Raw genomic sequence first — 26,305 nt, 5'->3', positions numbered from 1 at the left:
GCATGGCAAAGAAACCGGTTACTTCACGCAGTGGACGATTCTTCAAGCTCGCAGGCATGACCGCCTCCGTGGCCGGGCAGTACGCCGGGCAACGGGCGCGCAGGCTGTTTCGCAGTGAGGAGGACAACGAGGGTGCCCGCACCGAGAGTTATACCCGTATGGCGGACCAGATTGCCGATACCCTGGGTGAACTCAAAGGCGCCGTGATGAAAGTGGGGCAGATCGCCTCGCAGACCCAGGATTTCCTGCCCAAGGAATTCTCTGACGCCCTGCAGAGACTGCAGAAAGAAGCGCCGCCGATGCCGTTCGAGGTCATTGTCGCGCAGGTGGAGTCTGAGCTGGGCCAACCGGTCTCCGACCTGTTCGAGTACCTCCAGGAAACGCCCTACGCCGCCGCATCCATCGGCCAGGTTCACCGGGCCCGACTGCGTGATGGCACCGATGTGATCGTCAAGGTTCAGTACCCGGGGGTCGATGAATCCTGTGACAGCGACCTGAAGCAGCTTCGCCTGGCGCTCAAGCTTGGCGGTTTGCTGAAGATGCCGAAAGAACATGTGGACCAGCTGTTTGGCGAAATCCGCGTGCGTCTGAAAGAGGAGCTGGACTACGAAAACGAGGCCCGCAACCTGGAGGCGTTCCGCCGGTTCCACGCCAAGGACGACTGGATCATCATCCCGCAGGTGTTCGACAGCCACTCATCACGGCGGGTACTGACCATGGAACTGGTCGAGGGCGATCACATCAGCGCCATCACACCCAGCAAGTACAGCCAGGACACGATCAACCTGATCGGCCACCGGATTTTCACCATGATGGCGGACCAGCTGTTCGGGTTTCAGTGCATCCACGGCGATCCCCATGCCGGTAATTTTGCCTATCGCCCGGACGGCTCCGTAATTCTGTATGACTTCGGCTGCGTGAAGAAACTCAAACCGGAAATTGTCGAGGCCTACCGCAAGACACTGGTATCGGCACTGGCAGAAGATTACGCAGCGCTGGATCGACACCTGATCGACCTGGGCGCGCGGGTCGAATCGCAGCCAGCGGTGGATGAGGCGTACTACGCCATGTGGCGGGACATCCTCATCGTGCCGTTCGATCAGGACGAGCCCTACGATTTTGCCGAATCGGACATCCACCAACGGGTAGCCGCCAAAACAACCACGGTGTTCAAGTACCTGGACTATTTCAAGCCGCCGGTGGAAAGTATCTTTATTGACCGGATGATCGCCGGGCACTACTGGATGCTGAAACGTCTCGGTGTGCAGGCGGCCTTCCGCAACGAGTTGGAGAAATACCTGCAGCAAACTTCCAAAGGCTAACGCTGCGATTGCTAACGGTCAGCCCAGTGCGGCCATCCATTCGGCGACGCCCTCGCAGGCGCCTTCGCGGATAATCCGGGCACGGGACACAGAGGCGGGTTCGCCTGGATCAATCACAGTGATAGGTACGTCGAAATCGGTTTCGTATACCAGGCCAGCAGCGGGATACACCTGTAGCGAGGTCCCCACGATCAGCAGGTGGTCGGCGGTACGGACGACCTCCGCCGCCTTTTCCAGCATCGGAACTTCCTCGCCGAACCAGACAATGTGAGGGCGAAGCTGGGCGCCCTGATCGCAGGTGTCCCCCATGCTGATATCGCGATAGCCGATGTCATACACCAGCTCAGGAAAGCGGGAACTGCGGGCCTTGGTGAGCTCACCGTGCAGATGGATCACGCTGGAGGAGCCGCCGCGCTCATGCAGATCATCTACGTTCTGGGTGACCACGGTAACGCGATAGCGCTGTTCCAGCTCGGCCAGCAGCCGGTGGGCCCGGTTCGGCAGTGCAGATTGAAGCTGGCGGCGGCGTTCATTGTAGAAACGCAGCACCAGCTCCTGATTGCGGGCAAAGGCTTCCGGCGTGGCCACGTCGTACACACTGTGCTGCTCCCACAGCCCCCCGTTATCACGGAAGGTAGAGAGCCCGCTTTCGGCACTGATACCAGCGCCGGTCAGTACCACGATGTGATCCTGCATCAGTCGAAGATCTTGCCCGGGTTCATCACACTGTTGGGGTCGAACACCTGCTTGATACCGCGCAGATAGGCAATCTCGGCCTCACTGCGGGTGTATTGCAGGTAGGGCTTCTTGGTCATGCCCACGCCGTGCTCGGCGGACACACTGCCCTGGTAGCGCTCGACGATCTCGAATACCCACTTGTTGACCTGCTGGCACTTCTCGAAGAAGTCTTCTTTTGCCATGTCTTCCGGTTTGAGGATATTCAGGTGCAGGTTGCCATCGCCGATATGACCGAACCAGATGATCTCGAAATCCGGATAATGCTCGGTCACTACCGCGTCGATTTCCTGCAGGAAACCGGGCACTTTGGACACCACCACAGAGATGTCGTTCTTGTAGGGCGTGCGCGGCGCGATGGATTCGGAAATCCGCTCACGCAGCTGCCACAGATTCTGGGCCTGAGTCTCGCTCTGGCTGATCACGCCATCCAGCACCCAGCCGTTCTCCACACACTGCTCAAACAGGCTCATGGCGTCGTCCATCACTTGGTCGGACACCGCCTCGAATTCCAGCAAGGCGTAATACGGCGCTTCGGTTTCGAACGGCGCCTGCACCTGACCGTGGGCCAGCACATGGCCCATGGCCTGATGGGAGAAGAACTCGTAGGCGGTCAGATCAATCTGCTTCTGGAAGGTCTGCAACACATCCATGGTGTTGGTCAGATCGTTCAGGCCCAGCACCAGTACGGTCAGGTTGTCCGGCTTGCGGGCAAGCTTCATGGTGGCTTCGGTGATGAAGCCCAGGGTGCCCTCGGCCCCGATAAACAGGTGCCGCAGATCGTAACCGGTGTTGTTCTTCTCCAGATCTTTGTTGAGATCCAGCGCGTCGCCCTTGCCGGTCACCACTTTCAGGCCGGCCACCCAGTCCCGGCTCATACCGTAGCGGATAACCTTGATACCACCGGCGTTGGTGGACAAATTGCCACCCAGCTGGCTGGAGCCGGCGGAGGCAAAGTCTACCGGGTAATAGAGACCGTTCTCTTCCGCGAAGGTTTGCAGCTGCTCCGTCACCACGCCGGCCTGGCATTTGACTGTGCGGTCGCTGGCGCTGAAATCCAGAATCTGGTTCATGTTATCGAACGCCACCACCACTTCGCCGTTGGCGGCCACCGCGCCGGCACTCAGGCCTGTGCGACCGCCAGACGGCACCAGGGCGACCTGATTGTCGTTGGCAAACCGAACCAGCGCCTGCACCTGCTCGGTGGTTTTCGGCAACACAATGGCCAGCGGCTTCGGCGGATAGATTTTAGTCCAGTCCTTGCCGTAGTTTTCCAGGTCCGCGGGGTCGGTCAGCACCTTGCCCTGGGCATCGCCGGTGGCAATCAGATCTCTGAGAGAGTCGATAATCTGTTCAGAATTCATGAGGCTAAAGGTCTCGTAAGGGTTCGACGGCCGGTCATTTCGAGCCTGATCGCTGGGCAATCGCCAAACAGTTAATTCAGGCAATCCGACGCGCTGTGAAAATCTGCGTTTATGGTATCATACCGCCCCTGTTCTGTGAGCCAGCCTGACGATCACTGGTTCCAGGTCATTTCACGTGACGAAAGGTTCGGAAGCAAGCCCATGTCAAATACGTCTCTCGAAAAGAGCAAAATCCGGATCCTGCTGCTGGAAGGCGTGCATCAATCTGCTATTGATACCCTGAATGCCGCAGGCTATACCAACATCGAGTATCTGACTCACTCGCTGGCCGAGGAAGACCTGATTGAGAAGATTGCCGATGCGCACTTCGTCGGGATCCGCTCGCGCACCCAGCTGACCGAGAAAGTATTTGATGCCGCCAGGAAACTGGTGGCCGTGGGCTGTTTCTGTATCGGCACCAACCAGGTGGATCTGCAGGCCGCGACCCGCCGTGGCGTTGCGGTGTTCAATGCGCCCTTCTCAAACACCCGCAGTGTGGCAGAACTGGTGCTGGCACAAGCGATTCTCCTGCTGCGTGGCGTGCCGGAGAAAAACGCCATGGCGCACCGTGGTGAGTGGCTGAAGTCCGCCAAGAACAGCTACGAAATCCGTGGCAAAAAGCTGGGCATCATCGGCTACGGCAACATCGGCACCCAGTTCAGCGTGCTGGCCGAGGGGCTGGGCATGGATGTCTACTTTTATGATGTGGTTTCGAAGCTGTCGATCGGCAACGCGACCCAGGTGGGCACCCTGCAGGAGCTGCTGAACATCTCTGACGTGGTCAGCCTGCACGTTCCGGAAACACCGGCCACCAAATACATGTTCAAGGCGGAGCAGTTCGCCCAGATGAAGCCCGGCTCCATCCTGATGAACGCCTCCCGCGGCACCGTGGTGGACATTGATGCCCTGGCCGATGCCCTCAAGAGCGGCAAGCTGTTGGGCGCAGCCATCGACGTATTCCCGGTGGAGCCAAAGTCCAACGACGAGGAGTTCATCTCTCCGTTGCGCGAGTTCGACAATGTCATTCTGACGCCCCACGTGGGCGGGTCCACCATTGAGGCCCAGGAAAACATCGGCCGCGAAGTGGCAGAAAAGCTGGCCATGTACAGCGACAACGGCACCTCCGTGTCGTCGGTGAACTTCCCCGAGGTGGCTCTGCCCTCCCACCCGAACCAGCACCGCTTGCTGCACATTCACGAGAACGTGCCGGGCGTGATGACCGAGATCAACCAGGTGTTTTCCGAGAACGGCATCAACATCTGTGGTCAGTACCTGCAGACCAAGGAAGACATCGGATATGTGGTGGTCGACGTGGACAAGGCCTATGGCGAGCTGGCGCTGAAGAAGCTGCTTGGAGTGAAAGGCACGATCCGCTGCCGCGTACTGTTCTGATACAACGAACAGGACGGACCTAAAAAAACGGGAGCCATTGGCTCCCGTTTTTTTGTTCCGGCTACATCACAATCTGATGCTTACTGCGGCACCCGCATCAGCAAGTTCGGGGAGCCTGCACCGAGACCACTAAGGACGTTGCTGGTGGACAAATCCAGGACAGTCGCCGCGACCTGATCCGGCGAAAGATTTGCCTGCTCGCCGAGAATCAGCGCAGCCATGCCCGCAACGTGCGGGGAGGCCATCGAGGTGCCACTGATGGTATTGGTTTCCGTGTCTGACTGGAACCAGGCGGCTGTGATGTTGGAGCCAGGCGCGAAGACATCGACGCAGGAGCCAAAGTTGGAGAAAGACGAGCGCTGATCGTTACGGGTGGTGCTGCCCACCGTGATCGCGCGTTCGACGCGGTTAGGCGATCCGGAGCAAGCATCGGTGTTATTGTTACCGGCGGCAACAACAAAAGTCACGCCCGCCGCAATCGCACCACGCACCGCATTATCCAGTGCCACGGAATTGCCGCCACCGAGAGACATATTGGCAATGGCGGGGGCCTGATGGTTCGCGGCTACCCAGTCTACGCCCGCAATCACATCCGCGTTAGCACCGGCACCAGAGCAGTCCAGCACCCGCACCGCCGCCACCGACGCCGACTTGGCGACACCGTATTGCGTACCCACCGCGGTGCTGGCCACGTGAGTGCCGTGGCCATTGCAATCGGTCACATCGGTGGGGTCGGCTTCGCCACCCAGGTTCAGCAGGGGCCCGAGCAGAGGCAAGCTACCGAAGCTCAGGAGCCCGGCTTGGTTGGCGGCGAAGTTCCGTCCTTCAATGACCCGGCCGGAGAATTCGGCGTGACTGGGCCGTATGCCGGTGTCGATAATGTAGACATTGCTGCCCGCACCACCAACGACGGGATAACGATACAGGCTGTCGAGCGGCAGGAAACTCTGATCAACCCGATCCAGCCCCCAGGTGGCGTTTTGCTGCTCCTGCAGGCTGACGGTCACGACACGGTCAGGTTCTACCGCCAACACGCCCGGCAGTGCCGACAGCAGGCTGGCCTGCCCCTCGGTCAGGGTGACCGCAGCTCCGGTGAGCGCTGTGCCGTACAGGTGGAGTACTTCGCCGCCCCCCACCGCACTCAGCAGTGACTCGACACTGGCTTGCAGAGAGGGTAGCCCCAGCAACTCCGGAATCCGGCTGTCGAGCGTGATGATGTACCGGCCCGGCAACAGGTCTCCGGGCTTCAGCGACTCATCGACACTGGGCTCGGGCTCGCCAATCCCTAGAAGGCCCAGTCCGCCCAGCAAACTGCCGTGAAGCATGGGGGCGGAGGCGGCCAGAGCGAGGCCTAGGCACATTGAAGGTATGAGTCTGCGGGTCATGGAGGCGATCCTTGGTTGTCGTTGTTAACTTTTGTTAGTTGAGCCGTAATCTGGCACAGAGCCGGTAGCAGACCCATGTCAACGAGGGCCAAATCCCGGTATCCGAACCGCTTTTAAGACGCCGCTCTAACGCCTTGACTTGAGAATCCCCGGAAAACGACCATGCTTATGGCAGTACAGGCGTTTTATCAACACACACGTTCACCAACAGGAGCAGTGATATGTCGATGAAGGAGTCCCTGTTACGCAAGCTGGAAACCCAGACAGAGCGCTGGAGTAAGCAAATCGACAGCCTGAGGGCTGACGCTGAACACAGAATGGCCAAGGCGAAAGATGACCAGGCCGAGGCCGAAATTCAGCGACAATTCTCTGAGAAGGTGCAGCAACTGGAGGACCGGATTGAGGGTGCCCGCCAAAAACTCGGAGAGATCCGTGATTCCGGCGAGGACCAACTCAAGAATCTGAAAGACCGAATCGAGGAGTGGCTCCCCAGCAACACCAACTGAGGGCATGAAAAAACCCCGGCGCACCAAAGCGGCGGGGTTTTTTTGGCTGGACGCGCTTACTGCATCGGCACCAATGTCAGTTCAACCCGACGGTTCTGTTCCCGGCCGGACGCTGAATCGTTGGAGGCAATGGGGTAACGCGGACCGTAACCCACAGCGCGGGTGCGCTTCGGTTCAATGCCCTGGTTCAGCAGAAAATCCCGGACAGAACCGGCACGCCGCTCGCTGAGCAACTGGTTGTAACTCTGGGAACCGGTGCTGTCCGTGTGGCCTTCGATCTGAATGATGGTCTTGTCAAATTCCTGCAGCACCAGGCCGACCGACTCCAGCGTATTGCTGAAGGTCGGCTTAATGGTCGACTCGCTGGTATCGAACGTGATGTTGCCCGGCATGATCAGCTCGATCTCGTCACCGTTACGCACCACTCGAACACCGGAACCTTCCAGCTGGCGACGCAGCTGGGCTTCCTGCTTATCCATGTAGTAGCCGATGCCACCGCCAATGGCCGCTCCGCCAGCGGCACCGATCAGCGCGCCCTTACCCCGATCACTCTTGCTGGAGGTCGCCGCACCTACGGCTGCACCCCCGATGGCACCAATGATGCTGCCCTTGGTGGCGCTGGAGGTTTTCTCTTCGCCGGTGTAGGGGTCATACGTCATACAGCCGCCCAGACCAACTGTGGCAACCGCGAAAGCGAGAATAGTTTTCTTCACAGCATTCTCCTGAGATTGTTTTACTAGCAGGCCTCGGAAAGGGGCCTTGCGTGGTCGTTCAGAAAGGTATCAATGATGGTATTGAATACCGTTGCTTGCAAGTCTTGTGCTTCATTCACCAGATGATGACGACCGTCCGGTATTCGCAGTTCCTCAACCGAGGAAAATTTGTTTCTGATAATCCGCAGATTGTGTTGCCAGTCTACGGTCAGGTCTTTTTCACCCTGAACCACAGTAATCGGGTATTTGACCGGTCTGGCGGATTCGATATGCGGCACCCACTGCCTCAGGGCACTGACCCAATCCACGTGAACCGCCCGTGCCTGAAGCGGATCGTGCTCCCGAAGGAACTGCAGAAAGCGGGTGTTGCCGCTGTTCTGCGAGAATACCCGTCGCCAGCGTGTCAAAAACGGCTTGGCGATACTGTGCAACATCTTGGCGCCCAGCCAGCCTGCGGGTCTGACCAGGGGTGCCAGTAAAACAACGCGGCGGAAATCAGAGCTCTGCTGGTCATGGTGATTGGACAGCAGATAATCAATCAGAATTGCTCCGCCGGTGCTCTGGCCCACGGCGTACCAGGGCTCTCTCACCTTACCTTTTACCCCCGCGATCACTTCCGACAGCACCGCCTGATACTCGAGGAAGCTGCCAATGGCTGCAGGCGTCCCGCTGGACAGGCCGTGGCCCGGCTGATCATAAGCCAGCACATCGAATCCGGCACCCAGACAACGATCTATCAGCTGGCTGTAAAGCCCCACGTGGTCAAAGTAGCCATGCAGAATAAACACGGTCCCTTTGCTCACAGCACCATCCGGTGAACGAAAGTAATGCACCATCACTTGATGACGCCCTGCGCTGACATACCCCTGATGGTACTGCACATCGGGGTGCTCCACCCAGAGATCCAGCCCATAAAACCGGCAGTAGGCGACCATCTCATCGCTCAGTTCCCGGTTTCCTGCAGGGTCGAACGGCTCCAGGCGCGCCAGTAGCGAGCTACGGTGCCAGTCCGGGATTTCTATGGTATCTGTTTTCCAGTACACGTAGAGTTACACGCTTGTCATGAATGTGTCGTATTGATGGCCCTGAAGCCCCTTGCTCACATGAGCATTCGGCACTAGGTTAGCACACCACCGTCTCATCACGGGCAGAACCTGATCATTCTCACGGAGAAATCCATGCTGCAAAATGTGCTTGAAGCCAGCTTGCGCCAGACCATGTGCCGAATCATCCGCCCATGGCTTCACCCGGCATTGCCAGTCTCCCTGCAACGTTCCCTGATTGCCCAGGCTTACCGCAGTTCGGTTCCACCCCGGGCCAGCAGGTTCACCAGCGTCAGTATCGGCGGGATACCGGCCACTCGTACCGAGCACGGGCAGCCCGGAACAGGCATCGTGCTTTACCTGCACGGCGGCGGCTACATCATCGGTTCGTCTTCGACCCATCGCGGCCTGACCGGCCATCTCGCCAAAGCGAGCGGACGCGCCGTCATTACGCCCGATTACCGACTGGCTCCGGAGCACCCGTTTCCCGCCGCACTGGAGGATGCCGAGGCAGCCTATGAAGCTCTTCTGACGGAGGGTCATGAGCCCGCGTCCATCGCCATCGCCGGCGATTCAGCCGGTGGCGGCCTGACTATTGCGCTGGCCATGAGGCTGCGAGACAAGGGCAGGCCACTGCCGGGTTCACTCGCGGTGCTGTCGCCCTGGGTCGACCTCACGCACGAACAGCTGTATTCACCGGAACGCGAACCGGTGCTGCAGACCCGCTGGATTGACAAGGCCGCGCGCCTGTATTGCGGCCAGGAAGCCCGCACCCATCCGTTCATTTCACCGATTTTTGGCGATCTCAACGGACTGCCGCCGCTGCTGATCCAGGCGGGAAGCGAAGAGATTCTGCTCAACGATGCCCGGCGTCTCGCGGATCGCGCCGCGCAACAGGGTGTCGACACAAATCTCGAGATCTACAACAGCCTCTGGCACGTGTTCCAGGTGCACGCCGGACAGCTCGACCGGGCAACCGACGCCATCAAGGCCATCGCCAGCCATATCAGCCAACATCAGGCAACGTAACCTCCCCTCGCACCAACGCCTCCTTGCGGGTACGTGGCCACTGCTTGAGTTGCCACTCCAGCCGGGAGGCAACGCTGCGATCGCTTACCGCAACCGAAAACACCAGTTCAAGCGGTCCCTTGCCCCTCAGGCTGCGGGCGCCCCTCGGCGCTCCGGCCTGATGCTCGGCAAACCGTCGCGCCACATCGGTGGTAATACCGGTGTACAACGCACCCCGTGCGGTCCGCACCATGTAAAGATGCCAGCGGCTCATGAACCGCTCACTCCGGCCAGCTTTGCCCGGGTTTTGTGCTGCTGGACCCAAAGCCCGGCGACAATGAGCACCAGCCCCACGTAAGTTGATGGCAGGATCACCTCACCCAGAATCATCGAAATAAACACCAGAGACAGAAACGGCGAGATGAAAATCAGATTGCTCACACGGGACGTGTTCTCGGCTTTTTTCATGGCGTAGGACCACAGCACAAAGGCGATGCCCATCTCGAACACCCCGACATAAACCGCCGCCGCCATCGCGGTGCCCGGCGCAACATCAAAGCCGTCGGTCAGCGCACAGACAGCGACGATCACCGGCAGCCCGCAGAGAAAGTTGAGAAACAGCCCCACCACCGGATCCCGGGTATCCCGGGTGGCGATGATCCAGTAAGACGCCCAGATCACCGTGCTGCCGATGGCCAGCCCGACGCCGAGCGGATCGGAAAACGTCAGCGACAGCACATCACCACGGGTGGCAATGACCACCACCCCGGCATAACAGACCAGGCCCGCCACCACGTCCAGTCGTTGCAGGCGCTGACCGAGAAAGGGCACCGACAGGTAAGCCAGCACCAGTGCCCAGGTGTAGTTCAGTGGCTGCGCCTCCTGGGCGGGCAGGCGGTCAAAGGCGCCGAACAACACAAAATAGTAGAGGCAGGGATTGATCAGCCCCATTCCCATGGACTGCAGATACTGCTTGCCGGACAGCTCGAACACCCGATGCCATCGCCTCTGCGCCACCAGAATCAGCGCCATCACCAGCACCGATGCCGAACAGGCGATCACCAGCATCTGCACCGGCGACAGGTCACGCAGGGACAGCTTGAACGCGGTGGCCACCGTTGACCACAACAACACCGTGGCCAACCCGTAAAGCATGGCCTGTTTTTGATCAGGCATTGCTCTCTCCCGACTCCGCGTCAAGCCAGCGGTAGAGCGTGCGGCGATTGACCCCCAGTATCTGCGCAGCCCTGCGTTTGTTGCCATCCACCGCTTTGATGACCTTGCTGACGTAATTCTGTTGCACCGTCTCCAGCGTTGGCCAATCGGCCAGATTAGCAGAACGGGTATCGGTTTCTCCGGATGGCGGTTCCGCCTGGCGCTCTCGAATCCGCGCCGGCAGGTGCTCGGGCTGGATGATATCACCATCACAGAAGGTCACAGCCCGCTCGATGGCACTGCCCAATTCGCGCACATTACCGGGAAACGGGTAATCGACCAGGGTTTGCGATGTCACCTCACTCAGGCGCATGAAACCGCGGTTATGACGGCGGGCCGCCTCACGGAGAAAGTGCATCGACAGCAGGTCGACATCGTCGCCCCGGTTTCTTAAAGGCGGCACCAGCAAGGCCAGCGTTTCCAGCCGGTAATACAGATCCTCCCGGAACGAGCCCTCCTCCACGGCCTTGAGCAGATTCACGTGGGTCGCCGCGATGATGCGCACATCCACTGACTCCTCGTGATCAGCACCCACCGGTTTGATCGTGCCTTCTTGTAGAACGCGCAACAGCTTTGCCTGCAGGGCCAGCGGCATTTCACCAATTTCGTCCAGCAACAGCGTCCCTCCATCGGCTTCCGCAAACAGCCCCTTACGCGCCTGCTTGGCACCGGTAAACGCGCCCGCCTCGTGACCAAAAAACTCGCTTTCCATCAATTCCTGGGGAATGCCTGCACAGTTTACCGGCAGAAAGGGCTTGGCTTTCCGATCGCTCTCATCATGAATGGCCCGGGCCACCAGCTCCTTGCCGGTGCCACTCTCGCCATTGATCAAAACCGCGGCACCGCTTCGTGCCACCTGGCGGATTTCCGTGCGCAAGCGGCGCATGGCCGCGCTGTTACCCACCAACCCCATTGACGCGTCGTCGTCGCTGCGGGATTTGTATCGGGCGAGCTCACTGGTGATTGCCGCCTGGGACAACAAACGTCTGATTTTCAGCCGCAGGTGATCGGTCGACAGCGGTTTGGTAAGGAAATCATCTGCACCGGCCTTCAGGGCATCCACCGCCTGATCGACCGTACCGAACGCGGTGATGATAATGAAGGGCACCGAACGTCCCGCCGCCTGGAGCTCCCGCAGCACCGACAGACCGTCGTCATCGGGAAGTCGCAGATCCGATACGATCAGATCCGGCATGCTGGCCCGCGCCTTGGTTTGAGCCTCCTCTGCCGTGGCCGCGACTTCCACCCGGTAGCCATCCAGTTCCAGCTCTTCCGCCAGCAGCGAGCGCAGGCTGGCATCGTCCTCCACCAGCAGAATGGTGGGTTGATGGACCGAAGACAGGTCAGAGTTCATCGGCATTTACCTCCGTCCAGAGCAGACTCATGCAGCAACCACCGTATTGGCTTTCGCCAACCTCCGCGTAGCCACCGTGTTCTTTCAGAACGCTGCCCACGACTGCCAGACCCAGGCCGGTGCCCTCACCGGCAGGGCGGGTGCTGTAGAAAGGTTCGAAAACACGCGCCCGTACCTCCGGGGCGATGCCCGGACCGTCATCTTCCACTCGCACTTCCCACTGCTTGTCCCTGCGCAGCAGCGACACCTCGACGAGGGTTTGACTCGCCTGGCAGGCATTGCGAATGACATTCAGACAGGCCAGCTCCAGCCGAGTGGGCTCTGCCTTGATCTCTGCCAGCTGGTCCAGCCCATGGGTCTTCACGCAGGTGGCGCTGCATTTGGCGTCATCCCCGAGTCGCCGTGTGACGTCCCGTAGTACCGCCGCCAGGTCCGTGGTGCGCCTTGAATCCGGCACATGGCGAAAACAGTCCAGCAACTGCTGGATGATCAGCGTCATCCGCTCCACCTGATGTTCGATATCACCCAAGTGGCGATCCTGACCCGCCTGCAGGCCTTCGCGTCGCAGGATATTGGCGCGCCCCTGCACAACACTCAGAGGGGCACCCAGTTCGTGGGCCACACCGCCGGCCACCCGGCCGATCATTGCGACCTTTTCCTGGTACTCCAGCCGCTCCGCCAGTTCCCGCTCGCGAATGACCCGCTCACTGATTTCCTGCTCTGCCGAGGTCATACGCTCGCCCATATCCTGCAAGCCTTCGTGTATCTGTCGCAGCTCGCGGGGACCGCCGGCCGGTTCATCCACACGCCAGTTGCCCGGCTCCATGCCATACATGATTTCCAGCAAGCGACTGACGTGACGACCCACCGCGCCGTAATGGCCAAGCACGACCACCAGAATCACCGACAGCGACAGGGCGGACCAGATGATAACGGCCCACAGCCGGCTCGAAGCCACCCGTTTGTGGAAATCACTGCGCTTGCGGGTAATCTGCAACAGGCCCTGAATGCGGCCATCCTCAGCCACCAACGGGGTGAACTGGGAAAATACGGATTCACCATCCACCCGGCGGAATGCCCCGCCCAGTTCACCGCTGGCAATCACCCGCTCTGCACTCTCGCTGCTACGGACGTCACTGTCGGCAACGCCCAGGCTGGCCACCTGGTTGCCCGCGTCATCAAAAACCGAGGCACCGTACACACGACCGATCCGGAAGATGGACTCCAGTGATTCACCCATCACGATCTCGTCACCTTCCGACATAGCTCTGGAGAGCGGACCACTGACCGCTCTGGACACCAGCTCAAGATCCTCACGGAGACGCTCATTCAGGTTCCGCTCAACCGCAGTCAGGCCGAAGTATATCGCCAGGCCACTGAACAGCATGAGCGGCACCACGATACTGAGAACCAGCGTCAGGCGCAGAGAACGGAACATTCTCCCCGCCTTGAGTACCGGGCGTTGCATAGCGGTCACTCCGACAAAATGTCACACATTTTTGCCACATGTGGCATTTAGCCACAACCTCCTTTACACAAAATTAACCACTGAAAATCCTATAAATTATTGGTTTAAATAAGGTTTTATATTTTAAAAGAGATTGGCACGCCACGTGAAGAGACTCAGACCACGAAGAGCCATTCACTGAAACGGCAACGATGAATACCAGTGGCTGAGCCCGGCACGGATCGGGTAGACAGCCCTCAACCAAAGGAAAGGAGTATCGCTATGAACAAACTACTCACATCACTGACGGTTTCCATGGCACTGCTCGCAGCCGGTCCTGCGCTGGCACAGCAAAGCCAGCAACAGGAGCCGGCCCAGACCGGCCAGGAAGGCTACAGCGATCCGGCCGCGGCGGGCAGCCAGAGCACCAACTATAACGACGCGGAGCTGAAGAAATTTGTTGAGGCACAAGCCGGCATCAACAGCATCCGTGACGAGTATATGGCGAAAATCGAGGATTCAGAGTCTCAGGAGCAGGCTCAGGAACTGCAGATGGAAGCCAACGATGAGATGGTTAGTGTGATCGAGGATTCCGGCCTCGACATTCCGACCTACAACGCGATCGCCACGGCTTACAACAGCGAGCCGAGAGTGCGTAACCGCGTAGACGCACTGATGTAAGCCGTCGACCTGCCATCAGCGTCAGCCCAGAGCCCCGCTCCGGCGGGGATTTTTTTGTGCCCGGTCAGACCGTTGCAACGGGTACCGATACCAGCCGCACCCCTTCCGCAGCGAGCGCTTCCGACCCGCGCATGGTGAGGTCCGTCTTGAAACGGAACTGATCCCGGGGGTCGAGCGGGTAGGCCTTGATCTTGTACTGCATCCCGTAAGGCTTGTTCTGCACCGACACCCTGACCGGCTGCTGCGTTTTGACAAGGGGGCTGGTGAAGGCAACGTCTCGCAGCGTATCCAGAATCGCGCGGACGTCATGATGGGGTTCAGCGTGGAACTCGGTGACGCACATCAGGTTATCGGAGCCGTCGTTTCCGTTGGCAATCAACGCCGTCCACAACGTGCTGTGGGGGATGATCACCACGTCGTCGTCGGGCGTCACGATCTCCGCAGAGCGGGTACCGATGGACTTTACCTCGCCATATTTGCCATTTACGTCGATCCAGTCTCCGGGACGATAAGGCATCTCATACAGTGTCACAATGCCGGCAATCAGGCTGTTGGCGTAGTCCTTGAAGGCAAACCCGAGGGCCAGCGCCAGGGCGCCGAAAATCGCAATCATGTTTTCGAACGACGGCTCCACCAGAACCGGAACCACCAGCACGATGGTGACAATGATCACCAGCAGCCGAACCAGTGGCACCGACGCCAGCAGATACAATCGTGCCTTGCCACCGAGCTGATGAGCCACCCGCGGCACAAGGTTCTGCACCACCATGATCACGGCGGACGCCAGCACCACCAGAAACAGGGCCTCCAGTAGTGCATCGACAGTTATATCGGAAAAGGCCGCGCTCAGACCAAGGTCACCCATGCTGTACTCCTGTCAAAACGGATCGACGGGGAAACCGTCGCTCTGCAATTGCCGCCGAATAGCCGGGTAACCGAGCGGGGTGATCCGCCACCTGGCCCCCTCCTCCTGGAAAGCCACCAGATCGGCCCGCCGCAACCGATTCAACACCAGAGCCACTTCATGCCCGGTCAACCCGGTGACCAGCTCAAGGCGGTCTTCATTGAGCGCGTCGTGCAGCAGCAACGCGTGCAGGGTCAGCGCCGCCCCCCGCCCCACCGTGACCGGCATCGAAGGCAGGCTGAGTTTTTCCAGCGGCGCGACCCAGCACGCCGGCCGGGTCGCCGGATGATGATCATCCTGCCTGTCGCGTGCCTGCTGCTCCTCGTCCGGGCGAGCCCGCAAGGCCTTTTGCCAGATTGCCAGGGCCACACCGGGAATACCCCGGGAAAGTGCGGCCAGATCACGAAGGAAACTGGCAGACTTCTGACCTTCATCCAGCTGATCCGCGGCAGCGGGCAGAACCCACAGCCCGCTGTCCGACATACGCGCCACCACGCCCTGCCGATTGCGCCGGGATGCCAGGTCATTGAGCCAGTGCCCAAGCAGCTCCCCGTGCATGGGAGCCGGTGTCAGTGCCTGAAAACGGGCGTCCGGCAGGCAATGACTCCAGAACTGCCAACACCAGCTGGTACAGCCCACTAAACCCTCGCCGGCACGGCCGGCGGCGACACGCTTCAGCAGCTCCCGGATCAGTTCGAGGCCCGAGCGATGGCGGAGCCAGAATGCCGAGAGTTCCGGAATCACCCAGGGCTGCGTCAGATCGCAGGCGTCCCACCAGGACCGGGCGTCTCCCGCAGACAAAAGCAGGTTATCCGGGGGCGTAATGAGTCGACGGGAGGCGCCATGCGTATCGTCCGCCAGCACCTGCAACGCCTTGTGTATGCCCGAGAACGGCGGCGCCACCAGAAACGTCACCGGGTTGTCCGCCGCATTTTCCTCGACAGACGCCAGTAACAGCATGGCCATCCGCGCGTAATCCCGATCCGGCGCAAACCGCTCTAACTGAAGTTGCGACAGCACGGGCAGGTCATCAAGGCTGTCGAAGGCCTCGTTATCCGGCGCGATACCGGCGCGAAGCTGGCCCCAGACGTTCCGAACAGCGCCCTTGATGGACCGGTGCACGGAGGTTTCAGGGAGCCGCCACTCTTCAATGGGCATCAACCCACCGGGCAACTCCGGAAGGATCGTTTGGTGTAAGGCATCATTCGCCAAGCGGAGCACTCCCATACAGCAAAACGGGTTTTATTCCGGCACCAGCCAGTTCATCGAGGTCGATACGTCGAGCGCTTCCTCACCCGACACCTCGGCCAACATCGCCGCCAGGCGCTCTTCAAAACCCCATGGCGCATTCACCACCAACATCCCGGAGCCGACCATCCCTCTGGTGGGTGGGCGTTTAAGGTGCACTTCACTGCACAGCACCGGCTTTACCGGACCGTCCACCACCGCACGTTTCAGCACCTGCTCATGGCCTGTCGTCAATATCGGATACCAGACAAGATAGACGCCATGGCGGCATTTGCGCCAGGCCCTCTCCAGAGTATCGGCCACCTGCTGATAGTCGGATTTGATTTCGTAGGACGGGTCCATCAACACCAACAGCCGCGGCGCCGGCGGTGGCAACTGCCGCAACAACCCCCGCAGACCATCCTCACGGAAGACGCGGACCTGACCACGCCCGGCCCAGTCCGACAGCTGCTCGCCCTCAGTGGGATGAAGTTCGAAGGCGGTGAACGCGTCCTGGGCACGCTGGAAACGCCGGAACCACTCCGGTGAACCCGGATACTTACGCAAGGGCAAGCCGGGCGGGTTCATCTCCGTCAACACGGCCAGCAGCGGCTGCCAGTCATCACCCAGAGACAATCCAGCCGCCCAGAGCTTCTGCACGCCCTGGTCCGCCTCGGCGGTCTTACGGGAGCGTTCACTGCTCAGATCGTAAAGGGCACTGCCGGCGTGGGTATCAAAACATGCAATCCCGCCCGGCTTGGCCTGCATCATGCGCAACGCCAGCACCTGGGCGGCGTGCTTCTGGACATCCGCAAAATTGCCGGCGTGAAAGCCGTGTAGGTAACTGAGCATGGAGCATCCTGTGGCCGTTCATCATCGTTAGCACGCATTAGGCCCGAACATCCTCAGGGGGGCAAGCCAACTGGGGCCCAGGCGTTGGCCCTGTTATGATGCCAGCAACCCCGCATTCATTGGAGACAACCTTGTCCGCGAAAGCTACGTCAGCCAGATCCGGCAATGCCACAGAGCAGCTCTACGCACTGATCGCCAACGAGGAAGACGCAAGAGTCTGCAAAGACATTCCCGAGGAAGCGTGTCGGGAAGTGCCCCGTAATTTCTTTCTTATTCTGGCCAGCAACGTACTGACCAAACTCGGTGATCTGCTGATCAGCCCAAAGACCGTGCTGGCCTGGTTGCTGAGCGCAGTGGGCGCGCCGGCGCTGGTGGCCTGGCTGGTTCCGATCCGGGAGTCCGGATCCATGGTGCCACAGATGGTCATCGCGGCATGGGTGCGACGCAAGCCCGTACGCAAATGGTTCTGGACCCTTGGCAGTGTCGGCCAGGCCATCAGCGTTGTGGCTATGGCCGGCAGCATCTGGTTTTTCGAGGGTTATGTGGCCGGCGGGGGCCTGATCGCCGCGCTGGTCGCGTTTTCCCTCGCCCGGGGCTTTTGCTCCGTCTCCATGAAAGATATCCAGGGCAAATGCATTCCGAAAACCCGCCGCGGACGGTTGTCCGGGCTGGCCACAACCATCGGCGGCACCGCAACAGTGGTACTGACAGCGCTGCTGTTCTGGGACCGGGGCGATCCTGGCGTCGGATTCTATACCGTGCTGCTGTTGCTCGCCGCCGGCCTCTGGATCATCGCCGGCATACTGTTTGCCAATATTCAGGAACATGAAGGCGAAACCGACGGCGGTGACAACGCCATCCGTGAGGCCTTCAGCAGTCTGTCCTTGCTGAGAGACGACGCGCCCTTCCGGCATTTCGTTATCACCCGGGCCCTGCTGCTGTGTTCGGCCCTGGCCGCCCCTTATTTCGTGGTACTGGCGCAGAAAGAGGCCGACAACGATTGGTTGTTGGGTGTTTTCCTGTTGGCAAGCAGCCTGGCCAGTTCCGTGAGTGCCAGCTTCTGGGGCTGGATGGCGGACACTTCCAGCCGACGGGTGATGATCCGCGGTGCCTCGATGGCCAGCGCTGTGTGCCTTCTGGTGGGCGTGATTGCCCTGTTTGCAGGCGAACGAACCGGCACGACCTGGTTCTATCCAGCGGCTTTTTTTGTTCTGAGCATAGCCCATGCCGGCGTTCGCCTGGGCCGCAAAACCTATCTGATTGACATGGCCGGGGGCAACAAACGCACCGACTACACCGCGGTGAGCAACACGGTCATCGGTGTTCTGCTGCTCGTCATCGGCGGCTTCACGGCACTTGTTTCACTGGCTTCAGACATTGCCGTCGTTGTGACCCTGGGACTGATGGGCCTGGCGGGGGCAATCAGTGCCATGCGCCTGCGGGAAGTCACCAACGATTGACCAAGAAAACCATGAACTGAATCACCAGGATCAATGTTTTGCTCCCCCGGTCCAGTAACATTCGACCACGAGCAAAACTCCATGCCCGGTGTGGTGAACGTAGACAACGTTGTCTCTGTAAGGATTGAACATGCGAAATGACACAGCAATTCCGGCAAACCACACCAACAGGCTGATTCATACGGCCTTTGGCTGGTACGCGATGACGCGCGAACAGTCTGACCTGGGCCCCTTTGCGAGCCAGCAGGAGGCGTCCCTGGCTCTGAGCCGCCACATCCGCGTGTATAAAGGCGTGAACATCCGCTGCGACGGCGACGCACGACACGCTGGAATGTCACTTCATGACACCGCCCATTGCAATAAATCCAACTGTGCCCTGTGTGCCGAAGCTTACATTCTAAACCAGAGCCGGATTGCCTGATGGCGCCGGAGGGTTTTCAGCGCCCTGTAAAAAACCCGCATCCTGATGCGGGTTTTTCAGTTTTTACTCTGACTGCAAACGCGCCGTACCTGCGCGCCTACAGCGCGGTGGTACTGGCACAGGCACCGATCACATTCAGCTCGCCAACGACATTGAGCAATCCGCCATACTGAATATCCACAGCGTTGAACGCCAGCGTGGTTTCCGCCAGCGTAAAGGCAGCCGCCGCGTCTCCCAACAAGCCCAGCAAGTCCAGAGTCAACGCCTCCGTTCCGGAGAAGGTCTCCTGCACGACGCCATTAAGCCTGGTGCGGATGGTGACGTCCTCCAGCAAAGCCAGACTCACCAAACTTCCCCCCGAACCGCTAAGGGCAATGCCGAGCCGGTTCGGCGCCGGGTAGGTAAACGAATCCTCGATATTCAACGTAACGCTGCCACCCACGTTCGCCGTCAGAATCAACGACGTTGAGTTTGTCAGAATCTGGTCAACTGCGTTATCAGGATTCTGAACGGCACAGGCCAAACAGAGGCCGCCGATCGTTCCATTGGCGACAACGACGTTGTCCGGCCCATTCACCAAAGGCTTGAAGGGGTCATCAACGCCCAATCCGCAGGCGTACGCGTCTTCGCCGTCTGCCAGGGTACAGGCGTCGCCGACGCCATCGGTGTTGGTATCTTCCTGACCCGGATTGGCAACGGTAGGGCAGTTGTCCGTCGAATCGGGAACACCGTCCTCGTCAGTGTCACGGGGATCGTCAGCGGGATCGCACAGGTCGTCCGGGTCCTGCGGACAAGGGTCAAACGGATTGTCTGTGCCGTCGCCATCAATATCCACATCACAGGCATCGCCCACGCCGTCACCGTCCTGGTCTGCCTGATTGGCGTTCGGCACCAGTGGGCAGTTGTCCGTCACGTCCGGGATGCCATCGCCATCGCTGTCTGCCGCACTCAGATCTCCGCCGACGGCACCGTCCGAGCCACCAGTACTGTCCGACTTGCAGCCGCCCAGCGCCAGAGTTGCGGCGAACAACAAAGCCAAATACCACTTGAATCCGTTCATGTTCATTGTGTCGCTCCTGTGCCAGCTCCGCGGGAAATCACGTTGAATTCGACGCGACGATTCCGTTCGCGTCCTTCTTCGGTATCGTTGCCGCGCACCGGCTGTGACTCACCATAACCGTTGGCACGCATCTGGTCCGGAGAGACACCAAGATCGATCAGATAATCGCGCACCGAATCGGCGCGGCGCTGGGAGAGCTCACGGTTGTATTCCTCGGCGCCCACACTGTCGGTATGACCAGCCAGCTCCACCCGGAGATCGGCCTGCCCTTTGAGCGCATCCGCCGTGCGAACCAGCAAATCCCGGGCATTGGCGGTCAAGCGGTCGGAATTGAAATCGAAGGTCACACCCAGCAGGACCACGGATTGCGCCCTGTCGGTCTTAACGCAACCCACGGAGTCCACTTCCAGTCCTTGCAGGGTATTCGGACATTGATCCACGCCATCAACAACGCCGTCGGAATCGGAATCGGCGAAGTCCTTCTCGACCAACACCTCGCGCTCGACAATGGTGGTTTTCTCAATGATCTGCCGGCGAACCGCGCCAATTGGCACAGTCAGCCCCAGACTGAAGTGAATATCAGATTGCCCACTGTCAAAGGAGTCGTAAAAGTAGCGGGCATCACCGCGGATACGGAGCCCGGACTGAGTCAGCGGGGATGTCAGCAAGCCAAGGCCGGCATTGGCAAACCCACCAAACTCACTGGAAGAATTATTGGCCACGTCATTGCGGGAAACGCCCCCACCGATCAGGGCATAAGGCGAGAACTCGTTGTCGCCGAAAAAGCGATAGCTGATGTCTGCGCCCAATCCCTGTTGGTAATAGTCGGTAAACCCGGATTCACCGGTTTCAATCACGCCGCCAAAAACCTGGGGCTCGAACCACCAGTGCTTATCCAGACGGACGCCGTAGATGGCTCTGACCGCAGAGCCGTATTCATCGGTTCGGTCGCTGTCGGGATCGATGTAGACGCCCATCACGGATAGCTCACGGGTGTGCTGGATGCTGTCTGCAGCCAGACCCATACCGGGGACAAGGGTTATACATAGGCCAGTAGCCCATAGGGCAGGGATTTTCGTTGGATTCCGCATTCCTGATGTTCTCCATCTCACGATACCGTGGAAGCTGACATGTCGTCACTTTGAACAAAACCTTTAAAAGTATAGGAGAGAAATTAGTAAAGGCTTGGTCCGGACGCCGAAAAATGGCGTCAACAAAGCAATGACACTTTTGAGTGACGGATTCCGGAGTGAGCGTTGATCAAAAGGATGACTGAAAGGAAAAAAGAGTGATCTTCCCATGCAATTGAATTACATGAATTTTAAAAAACGCGACGCTCTTTCGTGGACAGAGGCAAACGAGGACGGAGGACAAACGTCATTATTTCGTCACTGAATCATTCATCTCAGCGACTGCTTAATTATCAAAACTAATTCTGGAATGTTATCAAAAATTGACCTGGATCAACGGAGCTGGCCCATAAAGACACCCCTGACACCCTCACAACGACTTGCCATCGTTGAGCGCCAGGGCCCCCTTGACGATCCGGTAAATGAACCAGATGGCGATGCCGAGCAGAAAGAACCAGCCAATGATCAGCGGTGCGGTCAGCGTGCCGATGACCAGCCACAACAGCCCGATCCAGAAACTGCGGATCTGCCAGCGAAAGTGGGACTCAATCCAGGTGCCGGCGACGTCGTCCATCTTGACGTAATTGATGATCACCCCGATCAACGCGGTGATCCCGATGAAAAAGAACAAGCCCTGGAGAATATAAACCAGCACGGCCAGGTTGCGAGCAGGATCGGTGCGGCGTGCAACGGGGTCGGAATCGGCGGGAATGAAGTCGTGGTCAGCCACTGGGTGCTCCTATCGGGTCGTTACCGCGAGTCTACCACCGGGCTGGCAGCCACGGAACGTCTAAACCTCAGTGATTGTCTGGTCGGTAGCCGACCCGGAACCCACCCCAGTGGCGGCCGTTCACGAACACTGGTACGGAAAGGTCGTGCATGATTTCGCCGGTGTCGCGGCGGTAGGTCTGCAGCAGCATGTCCTGGGTGTGGTTGCCGCAACGGGCTCCGGTGCGATCGTTGAACATACGCTTGCTGCGGCTCTTCACCAGATCCGCCTCCGGGTTACCTGTTGGGGCGTGGGCAAAATCCCGATTATGAGTGGGCACATAACCGTCTGGTGCCGTGGCGATGGCGAATACCACCGAATCATGTGAGTCCTTGACCTGCTCCTGTACAGGTGGCAATTGCTGGTCGGTAAACTGGTCGAACGCGCTGGAAAACTTTGGTGGCCAGGTGTCTGGAATCGGCGTGCGAGTTCTGTCGAACAACGCACCTTCTCGGATCTTTCCCTCGCCAATGGCCGCTTCAAGGAGTTTTCCGATCCGGTCTGCCCCGGCCCGCGCCTGCTCGTAAAAGTAACGGTGGTAACTGGCGTCACTGTTCAGGGCAAAGGCCGCGTTTGCCTGCTCCGCCAGTTCCATCAGCGTTGCGGCCTGCTCCGCCAGCGAGACGACACTCTGATCACTCTCGGAAATCTGGTCGCGCACGGTCTCGATCGCGCCGTACACGCGCTCCAGACTTTGCTCGTTGTGCTGATCGCTTTCCGCGATGCTGACAACCCGCTGCCGCAACTGGTCGGACTGGTCGCGGATCTGATCCAGTTGCTCACCAACACTCTCAACAGACGTGAGCCCCACCTCAACACTGCGCGCCAGATCTTCGATTCGGGATACGATGAGGGTGGTGTCCGTGCGGATTTCCTGCAGGGTTTCTGCCACTTCGCTGGTCGCCTGCGCGGTGCGCCCCGCCAGTTGTCGCACCTCATCTGCGACGACCGCAAATCCCCGCCCCTGATCACCGGCCCGAGCAGCCTCTATGGCTGCATTCAGTGCCAGCAGGTTGGTCTGTTCAGCAATGCCTTGGATAGTGGAGGTCACGCCCTGAATGCGATTGGATTTCTCATTCAGCTCCTGAATCAGCGTGAGATTCTCACCGGATTGCTGATGCACCATACGCACGCTTTCGATGGCATCGGTCAGTGACTGCCGGCCCTCTGCGCTGATCTCGCTGGCCTGCCGCGCCATAGCGGCAGCATCGGTTGCCTGGCGCGCCGACTCCCGCACGGTCTCGGTGATCTGGCCCGTGTAATCGGCCATCTGTGCGGTTTCTTCGACCTGTCTGTCCAGGCGCAGCTTGAGCTGATCGGCCGCAAACGACACCTGGGCGGCGGAAATGGCGTTCTTGTCTGCGCTGCCTGAGAGCGTGCTCACCAGCGCCCTCCCCGCCCGCGCATCTGCAAGCAGGCGCTCACAGTGGCCATGCAGCGGGCTCTTGGCCGGCAGCTCTTCGGAATCCAGTGCTTTCAGCCCGAGCTCAACCGGTTCCAGCACCCGCAACACTAGGTAAACCGAAGCGGCGACCAGCCCCACGATCACACCCACCAGCATTGACACGAACTCCAGTCCCATCAACGGCGATATCAATGCGGCGCCAACGGCAACACACAAGCCGATAGCCAGCCCAACCAACAGCACAGGACGCGCAAGTAATCCCATGGCAACCTCGTTTTTATCGTTATCAATGAATACTGCATGCCACTGAAGGCCCCTCTCGAGAGTAACCAATCGAACCGTTTTAATAACTGAGACTTTAGTTGATTTTACCGCCGGCCAGGCAGCACGAAAGGGCAGCCACGACCCGGCAGAATCCTGTCAAAAATCTTTTACCGTTCTGTCACCGGCCTGAACCCCGGGTGTCACAAAACTCACGGATGCTCTCCGATGAGCCCCCTCATATCCATATAAATCGGCCAGAGGGGCGAACTCTTTTACCGCATCATTTTTTAATCAGAGACCAAGGAGAGAGAGATGGGGCACCATCCGGTTGAGGACAGCAACAACAGCAATAACCGTCCGTTTGAGGAGATCATCAACGCCAGGCTTTCCCGCCGCAGAATGCTGACCGGAACGGCATCGGCGGCCACCGTCAGCGTTCTCGGCGCCTTTGGCCTGGCCGCCTGTGGCGGCAGCGGCAGCAGCAACAGTGGCAGTGCCGGTACGCCGGCAGATACGGGCGGTCTCACCGTCGCCCCGGACAAGCTCGGGTTCCGCGCCGTGCCCACCAGCCTCGAGGACAGGGTGATTGTGCCCGAGGGTTACCGTGCTGACGTGCTCTACGCCAAGGGTGATCCGCTGATCAGCGGGCTGGCCCCGTTCCGCAATGACGGCACAGACGTGGACTATGACAATCGCTCTGGCGATGAACACGACGGCATGCACTTCTTCGGACTGAACAGCAACGGCCAGTACGACGCCACTGTTTCGGACCGCGGCATTCTGGTACTGAATCATGAAAACCTTGAGGACACGACGCTCCACGAGACCACCACTGCAAAACAGGACGCTATCGACGCCAGTGAAGCGGCTACCCTGAAGAAAATCGTCGACCGCGAAATGGGCGGGCATGGCGTGTCCTGCGTCGAGGTCAGAAAAACCGACGGTAAATGGTCTGTGGTGCTCGACTCCCCCTACAACCGCCGGCTCACCATTTTTACAGAAATGGACATGAAGGGCCCTGTCGCCGGTGCCGATTTCGTCAGAACCCGGCTGTCTCCAGACGGCAGCAAGCGCTTCGGCACGATGAACAACTGTGCCAATGGCTACACCCCCTGGGGCACCTACCTGGCGGCCGAGGAAAACTGGTACGCGTATTTTGCTACGCTGGAGACGGCCGAACTCGACGCCCTGTCCGACAAGGAAAAGGCCTGGGTGGCGCGCTACGGGATCGGCGCCGCCTGGGCCTACCGCCAGTGGGACCTGGTCTCTGGCGACCAGTACGCCCGCTTCGACATTTCCGCCATGGGCGCCTCTGCCACTGATGACTTCCGCAACGAAGCCAATGCTCACGGCTATATCACCGAGGTTGATCCTTTCCGGCCAGCCCAGAAGCCACGGGTGCGTACCGCGTTCGGCCGCTTCTCTCACGAAGGTGCCTGGGTCGCACCGGTAAAAGCTGGCCAGCCGGTGGTGATCTATTCTGGCGACGATTCCCGCCGCGAATACATGTACAAGTATGTTTCTGCGGTGGCCTGGGATCCGGCCGACGCCAATGCGGGGCTGGTCGCTGGCGACAAGTATCTCGATGAGGGCACGCTCTACGTGGCAGTCTTCAATGAGGATGGCTCCGGATCCTGGAAGGCGCTGAGCATCGACAACCCGGAACTGGCCGGTACCCAGACTTATCAACTGGATGACACCACCAGTCTGGATTTTGACTTCCAGAATCAGGCCGAGGTTCTGGCCAGCGCCCGCCTCGCTGCCGACGTGCTCGGCGCCACTCCAATGGATCGACCAGAATGGGCCGCCGTCAACCCGCTCAATGGCGATGTCTATCTCACCCTCACCAACGGCAACGCAAGCAACCGGCCGGCAGACCAGCTGGATGGCGCCAACCCACGCGCGATCAATGCCAACGGGCACATTATTCGCTGGAAAGAGGACAACGCCAATCATGCCGCCACGGCGTTCGAATGGGATATCTTCCTGTTCGGAGCGTCAGCCGACGCAAGCACCGACTTCAATGTGTCCGGCCTGACCGCAGACAACGAATTCTCCAGTCCGGATGGCCTGTTCATTGATCCTCGAGGCGTGCTCTGGATTCAGACAGACGACGGCTCCAGCGGTATCCGCAGCACCACCAACAACCAGATGCTGGTGGCCATTCCCGGCACGGTCGGTGACGGTGAGAGCGTCACGGTGACCACCTCCGACAGCAGTGATCAGGCTTCCACCCCCACCTTTGTGGGACAGAGTGCCGAAGCGGTGCAGTTGAAGCGGTTCCTGGTAGGCCCCCGGGGCTGTGAAATCACCGGCATTACGATGACCGCCGATGCCCGTTCGCTGTTCATCAATATCCAGCACCCGGGCGAAGGCGGATCGGCGGCGGAGTTCAACCGCGACGTCAGCACCTGGCCGGCAACCTCCGGCGACGCAACAGCGGTCGGTGAAGCCGACAATCGCCCACGCTCAGCAACCATTGTGATCTATCGGGAAGACGGCGGCGAAATCGCTATCTGACCTGGCAGGCATAAAAAAGGTTCATCGCGCTTTACCGGGAAATGCTGCTTTTATCTTCAGAAAGAAGTAGTCGTTATCCCGGTAGCCGT

At 59.5% G+C, this 26,305-nt stretch carries 24 protein-coding genes; 8 read left to right on the top strand and 16 right to left on the bottom strand.

What is annotated here, in order from left to right; all coding sequences use genetic code 11:
- The first annotated feature begins 2 nt into the window (after nt 1–2).
- Complete coding sequence (locus MLC70_RS07815; protein WP_248182789.1) at nt 3–1,322, top strand: ABC1 kinase family protein; 1,320 nt, start codon at nt 3–5, stop codon at nt 1,320–1,322.
- Between the two features lie 18 nt (nt 1,323–1,340).
- Here the strand turns inward: MLC70_RS07815 and MLC70_RS07810 are convergent, their stop codons facing one another.
- A complete protein-coding gene (locus MLC70_RS07810) occupies nt 1,341–2,018 on the bottom strand; it encodes an SIR2 family NAD-dependent protein deacylase (RefSeq protein ID WP_248182788.1) in 678 nt (225 codons plus the stop codon).
- Complete coding sequence (locus MLC70_RS07805; protein WP_248182785.1) at nt 2,018–3,421, bottom strand: FAD-binding oxidoreductase; 1,404 nt, start codon at nt 3,419–3,421, stop codon at nt 2,018–2,020. Before MLC70_RS07805 ends, MLC70_RS07810 begins: the two co-directional genes overlap by 1 nt.
- A gap of 201 nt (nt 3,422–3,622) precedes the next feature.
- Between MLC70_RS07805 and serA the strand changes: the two genes are divergently transcribed.
- The gene (serA, locus tag MLC70_RS07800; RefSeq protein ID WP_248182782.1) at nt 3,623–4,852 is read left to right on the top strand and encodes a phosphoglycerate dehydrogenase; all 1,230 of its coding nucleotides are present in this window, start codon (nt 3,623–3,625) and stop codon (nt 4,850–4,852) included.
- Nucleotides 4,853–4,932: 80 nt separating this feature from the next.
- Here the strand turns inward: serA and MLC70_RS07795 are convergent, their stop codons facing one another.
- Nucleotides 4,933–6,237 carry a S8 family peptidase gene (locus MLC70_RS07795; RefSeq protein ID WP_248182781.1) on the bottom strand — a complete coding sequence of 435 codons (1,305 nt, stop codon included), beginning with the start codon at nt 6,235–6,237 and terminating at the stop codon, nt 4,933–4,935.
- Nucleotides 6,238–6,458: 221 nt separating this feature from the next.
- Here MLC70_RS07795 and MLC70_RS07790 point away from each other — a divergent pair, with 221 nt between their 5' ends.
- Complete coding sequence (locus MLC70_RS07790) at nt 6,459–6,743, top strand: hypothetical protein (protein ID WP_248182779.1); 285 nt, start codon at nt 6,459–6,461, stop codon at nt 6,741–6,743.
- 56 nt (nt 6,744–6,799) lie between these two features.
- On the opposite strand, the gene MLC70_RS07785 is transcribed toward MLC70_RS07790, so the two are convergent.
- Nucleotides 6,800–7,456 carry a YiaD family glycine zipper/OmpA-like lipoprotein gene (locus MLC70_RS07785; RefSeq protein ID WP_248182777.1) on the bottom strand — a complete coding sequence of 219 codons (657 nt, stop codon included), beginning with the start codon at nt 7,454–7,456 and terminating at the stop codon, nt 6,800–6,802.
- Nucleotides 7,457–7,479: 23 nt separating this feature from the next.
- Nucleotides 7,480–8,499 carry an alpha/beta hydrolase gene (locus MLC70_RS07780; RefSeq protein WP_248182775.1) on the bottom strand — a complete coding sequence of 340 codons (1,020 nt, stop codon included), beginning with the start codon at nt 8,497–8,499 and terminating at the stop codon, nt 7,480–7,482.
- A gap of 135 nt (nt 8,500–8,634) precedes the next feature.
- Here MLC70_RS07780 and MLC70_RS07775 point away from each other — a divergent pair, with 135 nt between their 5' ends.
- The gene (locus MLC70_RS07775) at nt 8,635–9,528 is read left to right on the top strand and encodes an alpha/beta hydrolase (protein ID WP_248182772.1); all 894 of its coding nucleotides are present in this window, start codon (nt 8,635–8,637) and stop codon (nt 9,526–9,528) included.
- Here the strand turns inward: MLC70_RS07775 and MLC70_RS07770 are convergent.
- From MLC70_RS07770 to MLC70_RS07755, 4 genes are read right to left on the bottom strand one after another with little or no spacing between them, the layout of a single operon-like run.
- On the bottom strand, nt 9,506–9,781 hold the full coding sequence (locus tag MLC70_RS07770) for a GIY-YIG nuclease family protein (RefSeq protein WP_248182771.1): 276 nt from the start codon (nt 9,779–9,781) through the stop codon (nt 9,506–9,508). The genes MLC70_RS07775 and MLC70_RS07770 overlap by 23 nt on opposite strands.
- Nucleotides 9,778–10,683: a DMT family transporter gene (locus MLC70_RS07765; RefSeq protein ID WP_248182770.1), complete on the bottom strand. Its 906-nt coding sequence runs from the start codon at nt 10,681–10,683 to the stop codon at nt 9,778–9,780. The genes MLC70_RS07770 and MLC70_RS07765 overlap by 4 nt, the downstream gene beginning before the upstream one ends.
- Complete coding sequence (locus MLC70_RS07760; RefSeq protein ID WP_248182769.1) at nt 10,676–12,076, bottom strand: sigma-54-dependent transcriptional regulator; 1,401 nt, start codon at nt 12,074–12,076, stop codon at nt 10,676–10,678. The genes MLC70_RS07765 and MLC70_RS07760 overlap by 8 nt, the downstream gene beginning before the upstream one ends.
- Nucleotides 12,066–13,514: a sensor histidine kinase gene (locus MLC70_RS07755; RefSeq protein ID WP_248182768.1), complete on the bottom strand. Its 1,449-nt coding sequence runs from the start codon at nt 13,512–13,514 to the stop codon at nt 12,066–12,068. Before MLC70_RS07755 ends, MLC70_RS07760 begins: the two co-directional genes overlap by 11 nt.
- 291 nt (nt 13,515–13,805) lie before the next feature.
- On the opposite strand from MLC70_RS07755, the gene MLC70_RS07750 reads away from it, so the two are divergent.
- Nucleotides 13,806–14,204, top strand: a complete 399-nt coding sequence (locus MLC70_RS07750) for a DUF4168 domain-containing protein (RefSeq protein WP_248182766.1) — start codon at nt 13,806–13,808, stop codon at nt 14,202–14,204.
- Nucleotides 14,205–14,268: 64 nt separating this feature from the next.
- Here MLC70_RS07750 and MLC70_RS07745 read toward each other — a convergent pair whose 3' ends face one another.
- From MLC70_RS07745 to MLC70_RS07735, 3 genes are all read right to left on the bottom strand, one after another.
- Nucleotides 14,269–15,069, bottom strand: coding sequence for a mechanosensitive ion channel family protein (locus tag MLC70_RS07745; RefSeq protein ID WP_248182764.1), 801 nt, complete (start codon nt 15,067–15,069; stop codon nt 14,269–14,271).
- A gap of 12 nt (nt 15,070–15,081) precedes the next feature.
- A complete protein-coding gene (locus tag MLC70_RS07740) occupies nt 15,082–16,266 on the bottom strand; it encodes a hypothetical protein (RefSeq protein ID WP_248182762.1) in 1,185 nt (394 codons plus the stop codon).
- Nucleotides 16,267–16,350: 84 nt separating this feature from the next.
- Entirely contained in the window at nt 16,351–17,187 is an 837-nt protein-coding gene (locus MLC70_RS07735) for a 23S rRNA (adenine(2030)-N(6))-methyltransferase RlmJ (RefSeq protein ID WP_248182760.1), read from the bottom strand.
- Between the two features lie 131 nt (nt 17,188–17,318).
- Between MLC70_RS07735 and MLC70_RS07730 the strand changes: the two genes are divergently transcribed.
- Both MLC70_RS07730 and MLC70_RS07725 read left to right on the top strand, forming a co-directional pair.
- On the top strand, nt 17,319–18,647 hold the full coding sequence (locus tag MLC70_RS07730) for an MFS transporter (protein ID WP_248182758.1): 1,329 nt from the start codon (nt 17,319–17,321) through the stop codon (nt 18,645–18,647).
- Between the two features lie 130 nt (nt 18,648–18,777).
- The gene (locus MLC70_RS07725; RefSeq protein WP_248182756.1) at nt 18,778–19,068 is read left to right on the top strand and encodes a DUF6316 family protein; all 291 of its coding nucleotides are present in this window, start codon (nt 18,778–18,780) and stop codon (nt 19,066–19,068) included.
- A gap of 97 nt (nt 19,069–19,165) precedes the next feature.
- Here MLC70_RS07725 and MLC70_RS18745 read toward each other — a convergent pair whose 3' ends face one another.
- The 4 genes from MLC70_RS18745 to MLC70_RS07705 form a co-directional block, all read right to left on the bottom strand.
- Entirely contained in the window at nt 19,166–20,134 is a 969-nt protein-coding gene (locus tag MLC70_RS18745) for a thrombospondin type 3 repeat-containing protein (RefSeq protein ID WP_248182754.1), read from the bottom strand.
- Complete coding sequence (locus MLC70_RS07715) at nt 20,131–21,153, bottom strand: OmpA family protein (protein ID WP_248182752.1); 1,023 nt, start codon at nt 21,151–21,153, stop codon at nt 20,131–20,133. The genes MLC70_RS18745 and MLC70_RS07715 overlap by 4 nt, the downstream gene beginning before the upstream one ends.
- A 475-nt stretch (nt 21,154–21,628) precedes the next feature.
- Nucleotides 21,629–21,988, bottom strand: a complete 360-nt coding sequence (locus tag MLC70_RS07710; protein WP_248182749.1) for a DUF4870 family protein — start codon at nt 21,986–21,988, stop codon at nt 21,629–21,631.
- A 67-nt stretch (nt 21,989–22,055) separates the two neighbouring features.
- Complete coding sequence (locus MLC70_RS07705) at nt 22,056–23,696, bottom strand: methyl-accepting chemotaxis protein (protein WP_248182748.1); 1,641 nt, start codon at nt 23,694–23,696, stop codon at nt 22,056–22,058.
- A 312-nt stretch (nt 23,697–24,008) separates the two neighbouring features.
- Between MLC70_RS07705 and MLC70_RS07700 the strand changes: the two genes are divergently transcribed.
- On the top strand, nt 24,009–26,216 hold the full coding sequence (locus tag MLC70_RS07700) for a PhoX family protein (RefSeq protein WP_248182747.1): 2,208 nt from the start codon (nt 24,009–24,011) through the stop codon (nt 26,214–26,216).
- The last annotated feature ends 89 nt before the right edge of the window (nt 26,217–26,305 follow it).

This window comes from Marinobacter goseongensis, from assembly GCF_023156235.1.
Taxonomy (GTDB): Bacteria; Pseudomonadota; Gammaproteobacteria; order Pseudomonadales; family Oleiphilaceae; genus Marinobacter; species Marinobacter goseongensis.
This window is presented reverse-complemented; position numbering and strand designations above follow the sequence as displayed.

Coding starts and splice junctions, on each gene's coding strand:
- MLC70_RS07715 (WP_248182752.1), bottom strand. CDS start 21,153: ATGGGTCTGGCTGCAGACAGCATCCAGCACACCCGTGAGCTATCCGTG.
- MLC70_RS07770 (WP_248182771.1), bottom strand. CDS start 9,781: ATGAGCCGCTGGCATCTTTACATGGTGCGGACCGCACGGGGTGCGTTG.
- MLC70_RS07815 (WP_248182789.1), top strand. CDS start 3: ATGGCAAAGAAACCGGTTACTTCACGCAGTGGACGATTCTTCAAGCTC.
- MLC70_RS07735 (WP_248182760.1), bottom strand. CDS start 17,187: ATGCTCAGTTACCTACACGGCTTTCACGCCGGCAATTTTGCGGATGTC.
- serA (WP_248182782.1), top strand. CDS start 3,623: ATGTCAAATACGTCTCTCGAAAAGAGCAAAATCCGGATCCTGCTGCTG.
- MLC70_RS07740 (WP_248182762.1), bottom strand. CDS start 16,266: ATGCCCATTGAAGAGTGGCGGCTCCCTGAAACCTCCGTGCACCGGTCC.
- MLC70_RS07700 (WP_248182747.1), top strand. CDS start 24,009: ATGGGGCACCATCCGGTTGAGGACAGCAACAACAGCAATAACCGTCCG.
- MLC70_RS07755 (WP_248182768.1), bottom strand. CDS start 13,514: ATGTTCCGTTCTCTGCGCCTGACGCTGGTTCTCAGTATCGTGGTGCCG.
- MLC70_RS07775 (WP_248182772.1), top strand. CDS start 8,635: ATGCTGCAAAATGTGCTTGAAGCCAGCTTGCGCCAGACCATGTGCCGA.
- MLC70_RS07805 (WP_248182785.1), bottom strand. CDS start 3,421: ATGAATTCTGAACAGATTATCGACTCTCTCAGAGATCTGATTGCCACC.
- MLC70_RS07765 (WP_248182770.1), bottom strand. CDS start 10,683: ATGCCTGATCAAAAACAGGCCATGCTTTACGGGTTGGCCACGGTGTTG.
- MLC70_RS07705 (WP_248182748.1), bottom strand. CDS start 23,696: ATGGGATTACTTGCGCGTCCTGTGCTGTTGGTTGGGCTGGCTATCGGC.
- MLC70_RS07790 (WP_248182779.1), top strand. CDS start 6,459: ATGTCGATGAAGGAGTCCCTGTTACGCAAGCTGGAAACCCAGACAGAG.
- MLC70_RS07810 (WP_248182788.1), bottom strand. CDS start 2,018: ATGCAGGATCACATCGTGGTACTGACCGGCGCTGGTATCAGTGCCGAA.
- MLC70_RS07760 (WP_248182769.1), bottom strand. CDS start 12,076: ATGAACTCTGACCTGTCTTCGGTCCATCAACCCACCATTCTGCTGGTG.
- MLC70_RS07725 (WP_248182756.1), top strand. CDS start 18,778: ATGCGAAATGACACAGCAATTCCGGCAAACCACACCAACAGGCTGATT.
- MLC70_RS07745 (WP_248182764.1), bottom strand. CDS start 15,069: ATGGGTGACCTTGGTCTGAGCGCGGCCTTTTCCGATATAACTGTCGAT.
- MLC70_RS07750 (WP_248182766.1), top strand. CDS start 13,806: ATGAACAAACTACTCACATCACTGACGGTTTCCATGGCACTGCTCGCA.
- MLC70_RS07795 (WP_248182781.1), bottom strand. CDS start 6,237: ATGACCCGCAGACTCATACCTTCAATGTGCCTAGGCCTCGCTCTGGCC.
- MLC70_RS18745 (WP_248182754.1), bottom strand. CDS start 20,134: ATGAACATGAACGGATTCAAGTGGTATTTGGCTTTGTTGTTCGCCGCA.